This is a genomic window from Chryseobacterium sp. CG10_8 (genome assembly GCF_058117085.1).
The window spans coordinates 26,349-43,149 of the sequence record NZ_JBYVEB010000014.1; the positions used below are offsets into that span (position 1 = coordinate 26,349).

Here is a 16,801-nt window from a genome sequence, read left to right on the forward strand (position 1 = left end):
ATTATTTGAAATCCTTTTCTTGCATTTCGATTTCTAAAAGGAGCTTTTCATTGCTATTTCTATATTGATAAGTAATCGCAGAAATCCCGAAAATCTTCATTTCCTTCAAGGTTTGTTTGTAGTTTTTGTCTTTCGCCATGTTTTTTTTAATCACATTTTTGGCTTCGGGCTGTTGCAAAAGTGGTGCAATATCTTGCGGGACAATCGCAGTGTAAATGAGGTCGTTGTGATTTCCCAAAGTTACTTTAGTGATTTTGACGCCTGCTGAATCTACTTTAGGAAGCTGGTTGTTGACGATTTCTAGCATTCCGTTAAGTTGCCTTGCATTTTGGTCGGCAAATATATTTTTTCCTAGGGTGTTGAGATTGGATTTGTTGACCGTTTCCGAAAAAAGTTTGGTTCCATCTTTTCCCAAAAGCATGAGTCTTAGATTAATTCCTTGATTAATCAGAAGCATATTTTTAGGGTTTTTCTTGATGGTTTTCAGCATAAGGTCGGTCATCGTGTTTTGGATGACCATTGGTTCTGATATGTCTTTGTCTAAATCGGTTTGAAACTCCATTAGGATTTCTTGTTCGCTTATTTTTTCTACTTTAGAAAGCCAAACAAGGGAGTCAGATTCGGATTTTTTGACTTGCTCCGCCGACTGTAAAAAATCTTTGATTAAATCTTCTCTCGTTTGCTCCTTTTTTTTGCAAGAAGTTGCATATATGCATAGGACAATGATGGACAAAAAAATACGCTGAATTCTTCGCATTACTAAGATTTCTATTTATACTAAAAATTTTCGGATTATGATTTTATTTAGGAACTACATTTACAAGTAACTAACTGGAATTCTGACAGTGTTTTACATATTGCTACATCTGTAAATTAGTCTTCCTATTACAAAAAGTGCAACAACAACACTAAGAACAGTTCTCCAAATAGGTGTTTCTTTATTTTGACTCATTATTTTAAATCATTTTTTGATATTACAATCTCCTTAATCAGCTTTCCTTTTGCGTCTTTATACTGGTATTTCAAAGTGGTTATGTTAAATTTTTCAACGGAATTAAGAACACGTCCAATTTGAGGGTCTTTGATTGTTTCCTCTTTTATAAGGTCTTCGGCTCCTTCACTACTAAAAATCTCTGCATAACTTTCGGAAATCTGCGCCTCATAAATGATGTCATGATCTTGACCAGCTCTAATTTTTAAGATTTTCAATCCAGTCTCTGGATCTTCAGGCGGTAACGCTTTGTTAAATGTTTCCAAGACTTTGTTGAGGTCATCAGGTGAGCTCATGTCCATAGAACTCATATCCATTTTTAGAGAACCAATATTGGCTTTGTTATAAACTTTTGTTTCGACAAGTTGACTATTTTTATCTACTATTTTTAGTTTGAAATCTACTCCCTCTTCAATTAAATCGATGAATTGAGGTTCTGTTTTTAGGGCATTTGCCATCAATTCAAGGACTGGACTGGCCATCATTTCCATTTCGGAATCATTCTTCAGAAAGTCCAAATAAGTTCTGATGGTGACCTCGTTTTCGCCCGTCTTTTCAGCGGAGATGTAGGTAATGTTCATTCCCGCTCCTGTTAAGTCTTGTGAAGTATTATTAAAAGCTTGGACAAATTCTGCAATTTTTGTTTTTACTGCTTTTTTACATGAAACTAAACTTAAGGGCAAAGCCAAAAGACAGAAAAATAATATAATCCTTCTCATATTGTGTTTTTTATTATCTATATTAAATATCCAACGCCTTCTGATAAGCATTCTCAATTCCTGCTAAATTTTTCCCTCCCGCAGTTGCAAAACCTGGATTTCCTCCGCCACCACCTTGGATTTCTTTAGCCAATTCTTTAACGATATTTCCAGCGTGATATTGAGCTTCTAAATCTGCAGAAACACCCACAGAAATCAAAGGTTTTTCACCAGCGTCAGAAATGATAATCGTAACCGAATTCGGAACATCTTTTTTCAATTGAAAAACAATATCCTTCACAGAACCTGCATCTAATGAAGTCTTTTTCACCAAAAGTTGTTTGTCACCTTTTTGTGTGAACTCATTTTTCCAATTCTGAACTTCCATTTTAGCTTGTTGAGCTAAGAATTTATCTAATTGATGTTTCAAATCTTTGTTTTCGTCCATCAATTTGTTCACCGCATTAATTGGGTCACTTGGATTTTTAAGTAAGTGAAGAATTTCGTTGTATTTTCCAAAAGTTTCTTTCAATTCTTCAATGGCAGTTGCTCCTGTAATCGCTTCAATACGACGGATTCCAGCCGCACTTGACGATTCACTTTGCAATTTAAACAACGTAATATCTCCTGTATTTTCAACGTGAGTCCCTCCACAAAGTTCCACAGAATCCCCAAAACGAATCATACGAACCACATCGCCATATTTTTCACCGAACAAAGCCATTGCTCCTTCTTCCAAAGCTTTTTTGAAAGGAACTGCTCTTTTTTCATCTAACGGAATTCGGTCAAAAATTTTCTGATTAACTTTTTGGTTGATTTGCTTTAACTCATCTTCTGTCAATTTATTGAAATGAGAAAAGTCGAAACGCAAATAATCCGGACCAACATAAGAACCTTTTTGCTCTACGTGAGTTCCCAAAGTTTCTCTCAAAGCTTCGTGCAACAAGTGTGTTGCGGAGTGATTGCTTGTGATTTTTTTTCTTCTTTCTTTATCAACCACCGCACGGAAAGGGAAATCCAAATGCTCCGGTAAAACTTCCGTAAAATGAACAATCAGATTATTTTCCTTCTTGGTATTAAGAATTTGAATTTTTTCAAATTGATTTTCGATAAAACCAGTGTCACCAACTTGTCCACCACTTTCAGCATAGAAAGGCGTCGCCTGAAACACCAATTGGTATTGAGTTCCTGCTTTACTTTCAATTTTGCGGTATTTTGTGATTTTAACTTCAGTTTCCAAATAATCGTAACCGATGAATTCTTCTCTTTCATCTTCTCTCAAAACTGTCCAATCATAAACTTTGAATTGGTTCGCTGATTTTGAAATATTTCTTGCCTCTTCTTTAGCTTTTTCAAAACCGTCTTGATCAATCTCAAGATTTCTTTCTTCAGCGATAATTCTCGTTAAATCATCAGGGAAACCGTAAGTTTCATAAAGATCAAAAACTTCGTCACCAGGAAGAATTTTTTCACCTTTAGCCAAAGTTTGCTCAATTAATTTTTCAACACGGATTAAGCCGTTTTCAATATTTTGAAGGAATGAATGTTCCTCTTCTTTAATCACTTCAGTTACCAATTTCTCTTGCTTCACAATCTCAGGGAAGAATGATCCCATTTGATCTTTAAGAACAGAAGCCAATTGATAAATAAAAGGCTCTTTCATATCTAAAAATCGGTAAGCGTAAGAAATCGCGCGTCTCAAAATTCTTCTAATCACATAACCTGCTCCATTTGCAGAAGGCAATTGTCCATCTGCAATCGCAAAAGCTACTGCACGAACGTGATCCACAACTACACGAATCGCTACATCTTTTTCGTCCTCTAAAATTCCTGTATATTTTTTACCAGAAAGTTCTTCAACTTTAGCAATTAAAGGTGTAAAAACATCAGTATCGTAATTGGAAGTTTTTCCTTGAAGTGCCATACACAAACGCTCGAATCCCATTCCGGTATCGATGTGTTTTGCAGGTAAATTTTCAAGACTTCCATCGGCTTTACGGTTGTATTGCATGAAAACCAAATTCCAGATTTCCACTACTTGTGGATGGTCGTTATTTACCAATTCTAAACCTGAAACTTTTGCTTTTTCTTCATCACTTCTAATATCCACATGAATTTCCGAACATGGTCCACAAGGTCCAGATTCTCCCATTTCCCAGAAATTATCTTTCTTGTTTCCGTTGATAATTCGACTTTCGTCGATATGATCTTTCCAGAAATTGTAGGCTTCGTTATCTCTTTCAAGATTTTCTTTTTCGTCACCTTCAAAGATGGTTACGTAAAGATTTTCTTTCGGGATTTTATAAACTTCCGTCAATAATTGCCAAGCAAAATCGATTGCATCTTTTTTGAAATAATCTCCAAAACTCCAGTTCCCTAACATTTCGAACATGGTGTGGTGATAGGTATCACGACCTACATCGTCCAAATCATTGTGTTTTCCCGAAACTCTCAAACATTTTTGCGTATCTGCAATTCTCGGTGCTTTTGGCGCTTTGTACCCCAAAAAATAATCTTTGAATTGGGTCATCCCCGAATTTGAGAACATTAACGTTGGGTCATCCTTCAAAACAATCGGTGCAGAAGGAACGATAAGGTGTTCTTTACTTTTGAAAAAATCTAAAAATTGTTGGCGTATTTCTTGTGAAGTCATATTGTGGCTTTATGCTCTCAGCAATAGGCTTTAAGCTTTTATTAAAGTTGCAAATTTAGTGAAATTTTGGAGATCATTATAGAGAATTTAACGATAAACTTTGTTGTCAATAACAAAACAAAAAAGGCGCAACTAATGGCGCCATTTTTAATTTGTTAACAATATCAAATAAAAGAACCGCGAGGGTTCGCGGTTCCTTGCTACATCTATATAAATGAACTAAAACGATTCTCCAATTCTAAAGTAGAAAGCAAAATCGTCTTTCCCTCTTGCAACGTCTATCCCTAACCGCATCTGCGTAGATTTCACGGCGAGATATCGAAACCCTAAACCAACGGATGGATAGAGTTTCCAATTAAAACTTTCTGTGTCCGAACCATAAAGTGTCCCAAGACCAGCAAAGCCTACAGCCCCAATTCGAGGCAAAAAATTCCAACGGTATTCTCCTTGGATATCCATCTTCCCATCACCTCGATACTTCCCATCTGTATATCCTCTTAAGTCAACGTTATTAATGACCACTTGCCTTTGGAAATCCAAATTTCCTGACCCAGCTTTGATGTACGCTCTAGCTACAATTACATTTCTTTTTCCAGATGGAAAATATTGATTGTGATAAGCGTTAACTATTCCGTAGTTAGCATCGTTATTAAACCATTCAGGATAAAAACTAATCATAGCGCTGGTTTTGCTTCCTTTGGTTGGATAATATACATTGTTTCTACGGTCGTTAAGGTACATTAAGGTAAGTGAGTTGGATGTTATACTGCTTTTGTATCCTACACTGTAGAAAGCTGTGTCAACTTGATTGTAAAAGTAACCTAATCCAACGAAATTCTTTTTACCAACATTTCTTAGCAAACGGATTGTGAAGAAAACGCTTTCGCTTGAATATGGATAAAAATTGCCTTCATCTTCACCTGGAATCTCCACATATGTCTGAAAATGGTAATCTCCAATTCCTCCCGCTGATACAACTCTCCATTTGTCTTCATCAAAGTACATTTGTGCAAAAGCCACAGCAAACCAAGTGTCATTAGTTGTTCTAACGTAAGTAGCACCCACAGTTGAGCGAGGGCTTATTTGGTCGTTTTTAGAGGTTTTGAAGGAAAACAAAGTTCCAAGTCCATAAGTAAACCCCAACGTGTTACTGTAATTGACGTAAGGAAAAGGGGTTATCTCCACCTTTTTCCGAGGTTTGGTCACTTGAGTTTCTACGGAGTCTTTTACCTGAATGCTGTCCTGCGCAAAGCTCAAAAGTGAGAAATAAACTGCAAATAGCAATGTTAAAGAAAGTCGAATTTTGGTTATCATAGTAATAGTTTATAACAAATTTAAACTTTTTTATTTCAAGTAAGTCTTTTTTTGTTATAAATTTTTATACGTAAATTTTTGAAATTCAGTAGAGTTAAAGCTCTTCTTTCGGAAGGTTACTAGCCATTTCTAATCTGCTTGAGATAGCGAGCTTTAAGGATTTCATAGAATGAATGGCGATTAACGGCAATAGAAAATATCGAAGAAACCATTCCTGCTAGCATGAGGTAAAAGATTAGCGAATGTCTATCGGTCATTTCCAAAACCAAAATAGCAGAAGTAAAAGGAGCTCTTGTCATCCCTGTAAGAAATGCCACCATCCCGGCGAGAATAATCACATTGGTTTCGTTAGGTTTCAAATCCAGCCATCCGGAAAAAACGGCTCCAAAGCTTGCTCCTGCAGATAGAGAAGGGGCAAAGATTCCTCCTGCGCCTCCCGAAGAAAAGGATAAGGCGGGACCTAACATTCGGAAGAGAGGATTGTACCAGTTTTCGTGTTTGTCCTCGTTGTAAAGAACCCTGTCCATCACTTCTTTTCCCGAACCAAGAATTTCGTCACTTACAAAATAGGCGAGACTTGCAATGATTAAGGAGATTGTGATTAAATAAATGATGTTGGCTCTATTTGATTTTAATCTTTTTTTGAGGTGTTGGATATACAAAATGAAATTAGCCAATTGACTTCCAAATACCCCAGAAATAATTGAAATCAAAATAACAGGGAAAACAATCATCACGGTGATTCCTTGTGTTTTGGGATATCCAAGATAGAGGTAAGGACCGGATAATGATTGAGCCGTAAGACCTGCCACAATTACTGCGGTGAATAAGGCGGTTTTAAAATAATTAATATGGGTCTTCGCCAATTCTTCCACTGCAAAAACAATTCCTCCCAAAGGAGTATTGAATGCCGCAGAAAGTCCTGCAGCTGCACTCGCCATAATCATGTTTTTTTTGGAAATTTTTGGCCACCAATCTGGTAAAAGAGTGTAGATTCTGTGAAAAATAGAGCCTGCAATTTGTATGGTTGGCCCTTCTCGCCCAATGGCACCACCACCAATTATTAAAATCAAAGAAGATAGGATTTTAATGAACATGACTTTGAGGCTCAGTAAATTGACAATGAAACCTTTTTCTCGTGGATTAGCGAGCTCTACAGAAGCCATAACTTGAGGAATTCCACTTCCCCCAGAATAGGGAGCAAATTTCTTAACAAGCCACCAAGATGATACAAATCCAATGGGAGCGATAATGAAGATAATCCATCTTTTCCATTGCATGAGATGGATAAGTTGGTCTTCTCCCCACAAAAATAACTTTGCATAGAGAACAGCAACAATACCTGTTATCAAGGAGCCTATCCAAAAAGGAATCGCTTGAAGTAGATTGTACTTCAGTTTTTCATTTCGAATATTATCGAATGACCTTTTTAAAACAAGCCGAATCCTTTTCAAAATCATTTGCATTGCGCAAATTTAGTGATTTTCCAAAAAGGGGGGATAAGAAAATCGTCAAATTATAATGAAAATCAGGTCGATGCAAGGTTTTTAATTTCTTCTTCTGTAAGCCGAAAAACAGTCCATTCGTCCATGGGTTTAGCAGCAAGAGACTTGTAGAATTCGATGGAAGGGGTGTTCCAATCGAGGACGCTCCATTCCATTCGGCCACAGTTTTTTTCTTGTGCCACTTTTGCTAATTCGATGAGAAGTTTTTTTCCGTAACCTTTTCCACGATGTTCTGGCTCCACAAAGAGGTCTTCCAAATAGAGTCCTGGCTTACCAACAAAAGTCGAAAAATTGAAAAAGTACAGTGCAAATCCCACAGGAATCCCGTTTTCTTCTGCAATAAGAACTTCCGCATACTTGTTTTCGAAAATTTGCTTAGAAAGTTCTTCTGGACTGGTAACCATTTCATGTTCGAGTTTTTCATAAATCGCAAGCTTCCTAATCAAATCAAAAATGGTGGTAGTGTCTCTTTCTTCAGCCTTTCTTATTACAAATTCCTGCATTATTTTAATTTTAACGACAAAGATAAAGATGTTTTTTCAGAATTTTGGGCTTCAAGTTTTTCGATTATCTTTGAATTTCTAAACTTTCAAAACAAGAAACAAATAATCGAATGAGAGCGCTTCTATTCATTAACGGAACTCCGCCCAATGCTTTTCCTGAAGTGGGAAATTATGATATTGTTGGATGTACGGATGGCGCTTTTGATTATCTTTTGGAGCGAGGTTTTCCATTGACTCAACTTGATTTTGTTTCTGGCGATTTGGATTCCCAAACCAATTATAAAGATTTAAAACAGTATTCTGAAGAATTTAAATTTAAGGTTATTGAGACTCCAGACCAAGATTTTGCAGATTTCGAAAAAGCACTTGAGGTTTTGCTGAACAAAGGAGCGACAGAAGTAGATGTTTTTGGAGGAAGTGGAGGAGAGATGGACCATTTTTTGGGCAATCTTACGGCGGCATTTAAGTTTAAAGATAAATTGAAAATTAATTTTTTGGATGAGTTTTCAACTTATTTTTTTATTCCAAAAAACTTTGAAATCACTAATGTTAAAGGTCAATTGATTTCGCTTTTTCCGTTTCCAATTGCAAAAAATATCAAGACGAAAGGGCTTAATTGGGAACTCAACAATGAATTTTTGGACATGACTTCAAGAATCGGCACACGTAATTATGCCTCAGAAAATACAGTGGAAATCACTTACGAAGATGGAGATTTGCTCATTTTTGTGGGTGGTCAATATTTGTAATCACGCATTTTTGTTACTGTCAATCATTTCGAAAGCGCTTTTCCGTGAGTGAAATTTATTTTTTTCGAGATTCAATCAATAAATGAATTATTTTTGCAAAGAAAATGATGAGAGAAGTTCAGTTTCTGAACTTTTGGATGTATTAAAATTGTGTATTAAACTTCAAATTTCGAATTTTTAAGAATGAAAATAAAATATTCTGAGCTGATTGACCAAACGTTGTATTTCCCGACAGAGGAATTCAATGTTGCTGAGAACAAACTTTTGTTTCATGATATTCCATTGATGGACGTGATTGAGCAATTTGGAACTCCATTGAAAATCAGCTATCTGCCAAAAATTTCGCAGAATATTCAACGAGCTAAAAACTGGTTCAAAGAAGCATTCGAGAAAAACGATTACAAGAAGAAGTACCAATATTGTTATTGCACAAAGTCGAGTCATTTTAATTTTGTTTTGGAAGAAGCATTGAAAAATGATATTTCGATTGAGACCTCTTCTGCTTACGATATGGATATCGTGAAGTCGCTTTATGACAACGGAAAAGTTGATAAAAACATTGAGGTTATTTGCAATGGTTTCAAGACGGACGATTATTTATTGAAAATCTCCGAAATGATTAATTCGGGATTTGAGAATATCACTCCGATTTTGGATAATTATCGTGAGTTGGATAAGTTGACAGAAAGCATTGACACTACATTTGATATTGGAATCAGAATTGCTTCTGAGGAAGAACCAAAATTTGAATTCTATACTTCACGTTTGGGAATTGGATACAAGGATATAATCCCTTATTACTCTCAAAAAATCGCTGAACACCCGAATGCGAGATTGAAAATGTTGCATTTCTTCATCAATACAGGAATCAAGGACACCGCATATTATTGGAACGAATTGTACAAGTGTCTACGTGTGTATGCAAGATTGAAGAAGATTGCGCCAGAAGTAGATTCATTGAATATTGGAGGCGGTTTTCCGATTAAGACTTCGCTTAATTTTGATTACGATTACCAATATATGGTGAACGAAATTGTTTCTCAAATTAAAAAATTCTGTGAAGAAGAAGGGGTAGAAGAACCTAATATCTATACAGAGTTTGGAAGTTTTACGGTTGGTGAAAGTGGTGCTAATTTATATAAAATTATTTCTCAAAAACGTCAGAATGACCGAGAAAAATGGAATATGATTGATTCCTCTTTTATGACGACACTTCCTGATACTTGGGCGATTTCAAGACACTTTATAATGCTTCCGCTCAATCGTTGGGACGATACTTACGAAAGAGTATTTTTAGGTGGATTGACATGTGATTCGGACGATTATTATAATTCAGAACAGCATACCAATGCGATTTATTTACCTGTTTTTAGCGATACCAAACCTTTGTATATTGGATTTTTCCATACTGGAGCATATCAAGAGACAATTGGCGGTTATGGCGGGGTTCATCATTGTCTGATGCCTCAACCGAGACACGTCTTAATTGATAAGGATGACGAAGGTAATTTCCATTATGAGGTTTTCCGAGAAAAACAAGAACCTCAAGATATCTTGAAACTTTTAGGATATTAAAGATTAAAAAGAAAAAATATGAGAGAGCTTATTCTGTAGGATTAGGCTCTTTTGTTTTGTTTAGATCCTTTTTGTGCTTAGTTCTCCAGTAAAACTTCCAAATCTTCGTAATCTTGCCAAAGAATTAATAACTCTTGATTGCCTTCGCTAGTGATTTCTTCATTAGCGTGACAGCTTGTACAGAGCTTGATGATTTTTACGATTTTGTCTAGTTTTTTATAAACGAAAATATCTCGATAGGTGTGAAGACAAGAGAACTGATAGTTGAGTTTCCCAAATTCGAGGCCGTTTATTTTTTTACAGATTTGCTCGTACTTTTCAGGAGAGTGATTGACGAGACGATATCCGAAATTGTGCAGTTTTTTCTCGAAATTATCAGCTAAGTCTTTTGGACTCGAACTTCCATGGATTAATTGGTAACGAGGGTCACCCTTTTTCCATTTTTTCTTTAATGATTCATTCTTTAGCTTGTAAATAATAATTGAATCATATTCAACAGTTGCCTTTGTAGAAGAAATCAAAAAGCTACAGCTAACACTCAGAATAAAGAAAAATAAAAGCTTAAAGTATTTTTCCATGATGCAAAATGAAAAAGGGGTTCATCAGAACCTTTTCAAAGCTTTTTCTTATTGTTTAGACGGTGAATCTATTTCGAATTGCAGCCTTCCAAAAAATCAGCTCCAAAGTAGATAACCACCAACCAAACGAGTCCTTTGATGGTGAAAAAAGCTAAACCAGCCCAACCCACTCTTTTGAACCATTTCTTAAATTTGGATTGTTGTTCTGTATTTTCTTCTGGCGTATTCATTTCAAATTTTTTTCAAAATTAGAGATTCCATTTCAAATGATTGTTAGAAAGTTATTGAAAATCTTGATTATTCCGATTGAGGTTAACCTTTTGGAGATTTGAAATGGATGGTGTTTTTCAACTTGCGTTATAGAATATTTAATAGTGGCATTAAAGATTTTTTGCCAATTTCGGAATTGTTGCTATCTTTAAGAACGAACCAAACACTAAATTATGGCTAAAAAACAGAACGATTTCGGAATCGAAAAATCTTTGAAAAGATTAGGAATAAAAGAAGAAAACAAAGGTGTTTCCATGGGAAGTAAATTTTTTGCTTCGGGAGAAATTATCGAAAGTTATTCGCCTACGGATGGAAAATTGATAGCAAAAATCAAAACAGCTTCTTCCAAAGATTACGAAAAAGTTATTGAAACGGCTCAAAAAGCATTTAAGGAATTCCGGATGATTCCAGCTCCTAAAAGAGGAGAATTGGTTAGACAATTTGGTTTGAAGTTAAGAGAATACAAAGACGACCTTGGGAAATTGGTTTCCTACGAAATGGGAAAATCGCTTCAGGAAGGGTTGGGAGAAGTTCAGGAGATGATTGATATTTGCGATTTTGCAGTCGGATTGTCTCGTCAACTTCATGGTTACACGATGCATTCGGAGCGACCATTGCACCGCATGTACGAACAATATCATCCTTTAGGAATTGTTGGCGTTATTTCAGCCTTTAATTTTCCAGTTGCAGTTTGGAGTTGGAACACCGCTTTAGCTTGGATTTGTGGTAACGTTACCGTTTGGAAACCCTCCGAAAAAGTAGGGCTTTGCGCTATTGCTTGTCAAAATATCATCAATGAAGTTTTAAAGGAAAACCAAATGCCAGAAGGCATTTCTGCTGTTTTGGTTGCAGACCATGAAATTGGAGATTTGTTGGTGAGTGATAAAAATATTCCTTTGGTTTCGTTTACGGGTTCTACAAGAGTAGGAAGAATGGTAGGTTCTAAAGTGGCTGAACGTTTTGGTAAATCCATTTTAGAATTGGGCGGAAACAACGCCATTATTATTACAGAAAATGCAGACTTGGATATGTCAATAATTGGAGCGGTTTTCGGAGCAGTGGGAACTGCAGGTCAACGTTGTACTTCTACAAGGCGTTTGATTATCCACGAATCGGTTTATAATGAAGTTAAAAATCGTCTGGTAAAAGCATACGGACAACTTAAAATAGGAAATCCTCTTGACCAAAATAATCACGTAGGTCCTTTAATTGACCAAACTGCAGTAAATCAATATTTAGATGCGATTAAAAAATGTAAAAAAGAAGGAGGGGAGTTTGTTGTTGAAGGTGGTGTATTAGAAGGTAAAGAATACGAGTCAGGTTGTTATGTGAAACCATGTATCGCTGAGGTTAAAAATTCTTACGAAATTGTTCAACATGAGACATTTGCACCGATTCTTTATTTAATGAAATACAAAAATTTGGAAGATGCCATTGCTATGCAGAATGATGTTCCGCAAGGATTGAGTTCCGCAATTATGACTCAAAACTTACGAGAAGCTGAACTTTTCTTATCGCATGCAGGTTCGGATTGTGGAATTGCCAATGTCAACATTGGAACTTCTGGTGCAGAAATCGGTGGTGCTTTTGGAGGCGAAAAGGAAACGGGAGGTGGAAGAGAATCAGGTTCCGATGTTTGGAAATACTATATGAGAAGACAGACCAATACGATTAATTATTCTACGCAATTACCTTTAGCACAAGGGATTAAATTTGATATATAAAAATGAAAAATCTATTAGCAGCTTTTTGCTTTTTACTTCTTGTCTTTTCATGCGGTGATGACGAGACGAATAATCCTACAGATAACACGTCCTGTAAAGTGATAAGTGCTAAAACTTACAACTATAATTTTGATGATCTCTCGCTTTCCAATGCAGTCAATGATTTTACAAAATTCTCTTTTGAATATGATTCTCAAAATAGAATTTCTAAGGTAATTGGAAGTTTTGTAGCATTATCGCCAGGTCAAACTGGTGGAACGTTCTACTTTTCGAGTAGTGCCACAGATGAAATCACATATACAGGGAATACTGTTTACGTAAAAGTTTCATCTAATCAAGTTGTAAGACCTTATGACAAGGAATTTGTAATTGAAAATGGAAAAATTGTTAGTCAAAAAATAATTTCTCAATATCCAATTCAAAATAGCACCCCTATATCTTTTACTTATGAATATTCAGGCAATGTCATTACCGAGAGGTATTCAGGTGTTAATAATAACAGAGTTTCAAAGACATTTACTGTTGAAAATGGAAATTTGGCAAAAATTGAGAAATGGTGGTATGATTTGTCTGGCAACGTTTCTGGAAAAAGAGAAATTAAATTTTCTAATTATGTTTCTCAAGAAAATCTTTTAAAAGGTAAATTCTTTATCAATGGTGCCTTTTACATGGCGTTTTCGCAGAACGTCTATAAGAAAATGGAGTACAACGATTATGTGTTACAAAACGGAAGCTATGTAATGAACGGAAGTTATGGAAGTGCTGAATTTTCAGATGCGCAAATAGTAGATTATTTTGAAAAAAATTGCAATTAAAACAAAAATTATATGAACGACGCAATAGCAACACAACCAACGGACACCAATCCTGTTAAGCAGGTTTTATCAAGACATCTTCTTGCAGATGGATTCGATTTGATTATGGATTTGGAAAAATCTCAAGGAAGTTGGATTTATGATAAGGCAACAGGGAAAAAGTTTCTCGATATGTTTTCGATGTTTGCTTCTGGTGCAATAGGTTATAATCATCCGTATTTGTTGGAAAAATCTAACTGGTTAGGGAAAATGGCGGTCAACAAACCTACTTTAGCCGATGTGTATTCCGAGGAATATGCGCAATTTATGGAAGTGTTTGAAAGGGTGGCTATTCCAGAGGAATTGCAATATGCGTTCTTTATTTCGGGTGGAACATTAGCCGTTGAAAACGCTATGAAAGCTTGTTTTGACTGGAAAACCAGAAAGAATTTCGAAAAGGGAATCGAAAAAGAAGCAGGAGTTTGCATACATTTTCGTCAAGCGTTTCATGGAAGAAGTGGATATACTTTGAGTTTGACCAATACTTTTGACCCAAGGAAATATGAATATTTCCCAAAATTTAATTGGCCAAGAATCCTGAATCCTAAGTTGATATTCCCGATTACAGAGGAAAATTTGGAAGAAACGATAAGAGAAGAAAGATTGGCTTTGTTGAATATCGAAGAAGCGATTCTTACGCATCCAGATGAGGTGGCTTGCATTATTATTGAACCTATTCAAGCGGAGGGAGGAGACAATCATTTCCGAGATGAATTTTTTGTTGAATTAAGGAAAATATGTGATGCTAATGAAATCCTACTCATTTTTGACGAAGTCCAAACCGGAATAGGAATTACGGGTAAAATGTGGGCTTTTCAACATTTTTCAGTAAAACCAGATGTGATTTCGTTTGGTAAAAAAACGCAAGTTTGTGGAATTTTAGCCAACAAGGAAAAATTTGATGAAGTCCCAAATAACGTTTTCCGAGAGAGCTCCAGAATCAATTCTACTTTTGGAGGTAATTTTATTGATATGCTTCGTCTGCAATTGGTTTTAGAAGTCATCGAAAAAGAAAATTTGGTCGAAAATGCCCGTTTTGTCGGAGATTATCTATTAGAAAGATTGAAAAATTTAGAAACAAAATATCCACAAATATTTTCAGGCGCAAGAGGAAGAGGATTGATGTGCGCTATTGATTTGCCTTCAAGCGAAATGCGAGATGAGCTTAGAAACAAGCTTTATGATGATGGATTGATTATTCTGGGTTGTGGAAAGCAAGCCATTAGATTCCGTCCACACCTTAATGTAACCAAGGAAGAAATCGATATTGCGCTGGAAATGATAGAACGTTGCATTAATGAGAATTAATATTTCGAATTTGTAATACAATAATTTTTTCCCTACTTTGCGTAATTCAAAATTATAAATTATGGAAAGACAAACAAGAGTAGTCGTTTTTGAAAGTGAGAATCCTGCAGAAATTCAGTTGATAAAATCTAAATTAGATGGTCAAGATATCGTAAGTTTTACTCAAAATTCTTACATGTCTTTTATGACCACGCCAACTGCTGCAACACTTAAACTGCAAGTCAATTTGGAAGATGAAGCCAAGGCTTTCGAAATTATTGATGCATATCTGAAGGAAACCGATTTGGATATAAAAAATTAATAGAATTTTATACTAACTTTATAATTACCTCGAAGTTTTTTCGGGGTAATTTTGGCTAAATACATTAAAATGCAATTAAGAAAAGCCGTAAAATCAGACGCGGAACGTATTTGGGAAATTCTTTTTCAAGCAAAGGAAAGAAGGAGGAAAGATGGGTCTTTGCAGTGGCAGGATGGATATCCCAATCCTGAAACCGTAGATAATGATATAGATAAAGGTTTTGGTTTTGTCTTAGACAATGGGGAAGGAGTTATTGCGTATTCGGCATTGATTCCCAATTTTGAACCAGCTTATGAAGGTATTGAAGGGAAATGGTTGACCCAAGGTGACTTTTTGGTAGTCCATAGAGTTGCTGTTTCCGAAGACCATTTGGGTAAAGGAATGGCGACTTTAATTTTGAAAGAGATTGAGGTCTATGCTGTGAAAAATGGCTTTCCATCTATTAAATTAGATACTAATTTTGATAACTTTGCAATGTTGAAAATTTTAGAAAAATTAGACTATCAATATTGCGGTGAAGTTTACTTTCGAGGGTCTGCCAGAAAAGCATTTGAAAAAGTCTTGATTAAAGAATAATTAAAAAACTTTCACAAACTTTAACTTAGATTAATCGATATCTCATTTTTAATGAGGTAACTTTAACCTTTAAAATTATAATTATGAATTCTTATAAAGTAAAAGCGTACGGAGCAGAGTCTAAAGAGGCTGATCTTCAGGAAATGGTGATCGAAAGAAGAACGGTCAATCCAAAAGATGTTGAAATTGATATTTTGTATTGCGGCGTGTGTCACAGTGATCTTCATACTGCAAGAAATGATTGGGGAGGGACTAAGTATCCTTCGGTTCCAGGTCATGAAATTGTGGGGAAAGTAACCGCAGTTGGTTCTGAAGTCACTAAATATAAAGTTGGAGATACCGTTGCAGTTGGTTGTTTGGTAGATTCTTGTAGAACTTGTAGCAGTTGCGAACAAGATTTGGAGCAATATTGTTTAAATGGATTTACAGGAACTTACAATGGTGCAGATAAGGTTTTAGGTGGACACACTTTTGGTGGATATTCGGAAAAAGTGGTGGTTGATGAACATTTTGTTCTGAAAGTGCCTGAAAATTTGGACTTGGCTGCTGTTGCACCAGTACTTTGTGCAGGTATTACTACTTGGTCTCCACTTCGTCATTGGAATGTTAAGGAAGGTAGCAAAGTAGCAGTTGTTGGATTGGGAGGACTTGGACATATGGCTGTTAAATTAGCAAAAGGTTTGGGTGCAGAAGTTTCTCTGTTTTCCAGAACTCCTTCAAAAATTCAAGATGCTTTGGATTTAGGAGCTGATAATGTGGTGATATCAACAGATGCTGAACAAATGAAATCTGTGTCCGGGAAATTTGATTTAATTATTGATACGGTTCCTTATGACCACGACCTTAACCCTTATATCAATACATTAAGTATTAGCGGAACATTGGTTTTGGTTGGATATTTAGGAGAAGTTAATTCTTTATTACAGACCGTTCCTATGATTTTAGGAAGACGTTCAGTTGCGGGTTCTGTGATTGGCGGAATCGCTGAAACACAAGAATTATTAGATTTCTGTGGCGAAAAAAATATCGTTTCTGATATCGAAATCATCAAAATGCAAGATATCAACAACGCTTATGAACGCATGTTGAAAAGCGATGTCAAATACCGTTTCGTTATTGATATGAAATCTTTGAAAGATTAAAATTTATTGAATTAGGCATTTAAGCAATAATTTGTTTGTAAGAGATTGGTTTTGATATAA

The 16,801-nt window shown here is 35.7% G+C and carries 16 protein-coding genes; 8 read left to right on the forward strand and 8 right to left on the reverse strand.

Annotation, left to right across the window (positions count from 1 at the left end; all coding sequences use genetic code 11):
* Position 1: 1 nt before the first annotated feature.
* From AC4AGG_RS04345 to AC4AGG_RS04370, 6 genes are all read right to left on the reverse strand, one after another.
* Positions 2–757, reverse strand: coding sequence for a hypothetical protein (locus AC4AGG_RS04345; RefSeq protein WP_489770759.1), 756 nt, complete (start codon positions 755–757; stop codon positions 2–4).
* Positions 758–951: 194 nt separating this feature from the next.
* Positions 952–1,710, reverse strand: a complete 759-nt coding sequence (locus AC4AGG_RS04350) for a hypothetical protein (RefSeq protein ID WP_489770760.1) — start codon at positions 1,708–1,710, stop codon at positions 952–954.
* Positions 1,711–1,732: 22 nt separating this feature from the next.
* The gene (alaS, locus tag AC4AGG_RS04355) at positions 1,733–4,342 is read right to left on the reverse strand and encodes an alanine--tRNA ligase (protein ID WP_489770761.1); all 2,610 of its coding nucleotides are present in this window, start codon (positions 4,340–4,342) and stop codon (positions 1,733–1,735) included.
* 219 nt (positions 4,343–4,561) lie between these two features.
* Positions 4,562–5,656, reverse strand: a complete 1,095-nt coding sequence (locus tag AC4AGG_RS04360; protein WP_489770762.1) for a BamA/TamA family outer membrane protein — start codon at positions 5,654–5,656, stop codon at positions 4,562–4,564.
* A gap of 119 nt (positions 5,657–5,775) precedes the next feature.
* Complete coding sequence (locus AC4AGG_RS04365) at positions 5,776–7,122, reverse strand: chloride channel protein (protein WP_489770763.1); 1,347 nt, start codon at positions 7,120–7,122, stop codon at positions 5,776–5,778.
* A gap of 62 nt (positions 7,123–7,184) precedes the next feature.
* Positions 7,185–7,664, reverse strand: coding sequence for a GNAT family N-acetyltransferase (locus AC4AGG_RS04370; RefSeq protein WP_489770764.1), 480 nt, complete (start codon positions 7,662–7,664; stop codon positions 7,185–7,187).
* 110 nt (positions 7,665–7,774) lie between these two features.
* Here AC4AGG_RS04370 and AC4AGG_RS04375 point away from each other — a divergent pair, with 110 nt between their 5' ends.
* Positions 7,775–8,413 (forward strand): thiamine diphosphokinase, encoded by a 639-nt coding sequence (locus AC4AGG_RS04375; protein WP_489770765.1) that lies wholly within the window; start codon positions 7,775–7,777, stop codon positions 8,411–8,413.
* Positions 8,414–8,596: 183 nt separating this feature from the next.
* The gene (locus AC4AGG_RS04380) at positions 8,597–9,988 is read left to right on the forward strand and encodes a type III PLP-dependent enzyme domain-containing protein (protein WP_489770766.1); all 1,392 of its coding nucleotides are present in this window, start codon (positions 8,597–8,599) and stop codon (positions 9,986–9,988) included.
* 77 nt (positions 9,989–10,065) lie between these two features.
* Here the strand turns inward: AC4AGG_RS04380 and AC4AGG_RS04385 are convergent, their stop codons facing one another.
* Together AC4AGG_RS04385 and AC4AGG_RS04390 are read right to left on the reverse strand one after the other, a co-directional pair.
* A complete protein-coding gene (locus AC4AGG_RS04385; RefSeq protein ID WP_489770767.1) occupies positions 10,066–10,566 on the reverse strand; it encodes a hypothetical protein in 501 nt (166 codons plus the stop codon).
* Between the two features lie 68 nt (positions 10,567–10,634).
* Positions 10,635–10,796, reverse strand: coding sequence for a hypothetical protein (locus tag AC4AGG_RS04390; RefSeq protein WP_489770768.1), 162 nt, complete (start codon positions 10,794–10,796; stop codon positions 10,635–10,637).
* 213 nt (positions 10,797–11,009) lie between these two features.
* Here AC4AGG_RS04390 and amaB point away from each other — a divergent pair, with 213 nt between their 5' ends.
* The 6 genes from amaB (at position 11,010) to AC4AGG_RS04420 (ending at position 16,741) form a co-directional block, all read left to right on the forward strand.
* Entirely contained in the window at positions 11,010–12,560 is a 1,551-nt protein-coding gene (amaB, locus tag AC4AGG_RS04395; protein ID WP_489770769.1) for an L-piperidine-6-carboxylate dehydrogenase, read from the forward strand.
* 2 nt (positions 12,561–12,562) lie between these two features.
* Complete coding sequence (locus tag AC4AGG_RS04400; protein WP_489770770.1) at positions 12,563–13,375, forward strand: hypothetical protein; 813 nt, start codon at positions 12,563–12,565, stop codon at positions 13,373–13,375.
* A gap of 12 nt (positions 13,376–13,387) precedes the next feature.
* Positions 13,388–14,722, forward strand: coding sequence for an L-lysine 6-transaminase (lat, locus tag AC4AGG_RS04405; RefSeq protein WP_489770771.1), 1,335 nt, complete (start codon positions 13,388–13,390; stop codon positions 14,720–14,722).
* Between the two features lie 61 nt (positions 14,723–14,783).
* Positions 14,784–15,023, forward strand: a complete 240-nt coding sequence (locus tag AC4AGG_RS04410; RefSeq protein ID WP_489770772.1) for a DUF2007 domain-containing protein — start codon at positions 14,784–14,786, stop codon at positions 15,021–15,023.
* Positions 15,024–15,092: 69 nt separating this feature from the next.
* Positions 15,093–15,599, forward strand: a complete 507-nt coding sequence (locus AC4AGG_RS04415) for a GNAT family N-acetyltransferase (protein ID WP_489770773.1) — start codon at positions 15,093–15,095, stop codon at positions 15,597–15,599.
* Positions 15,600–15,682: 83 nt separating this feature from the next.
* Entirely contained in the window at positions 15,683–16,741 is a 1,059-nt protein-coding gene (locus AC4AGG_RS04420) for an NAD(P)-dependent alcohol dehydrogenase (protein ID WP_489770774.1), read from the forward strand.
* Positions 16,742–16,801 lie beyond the last annotated feature (60 nt).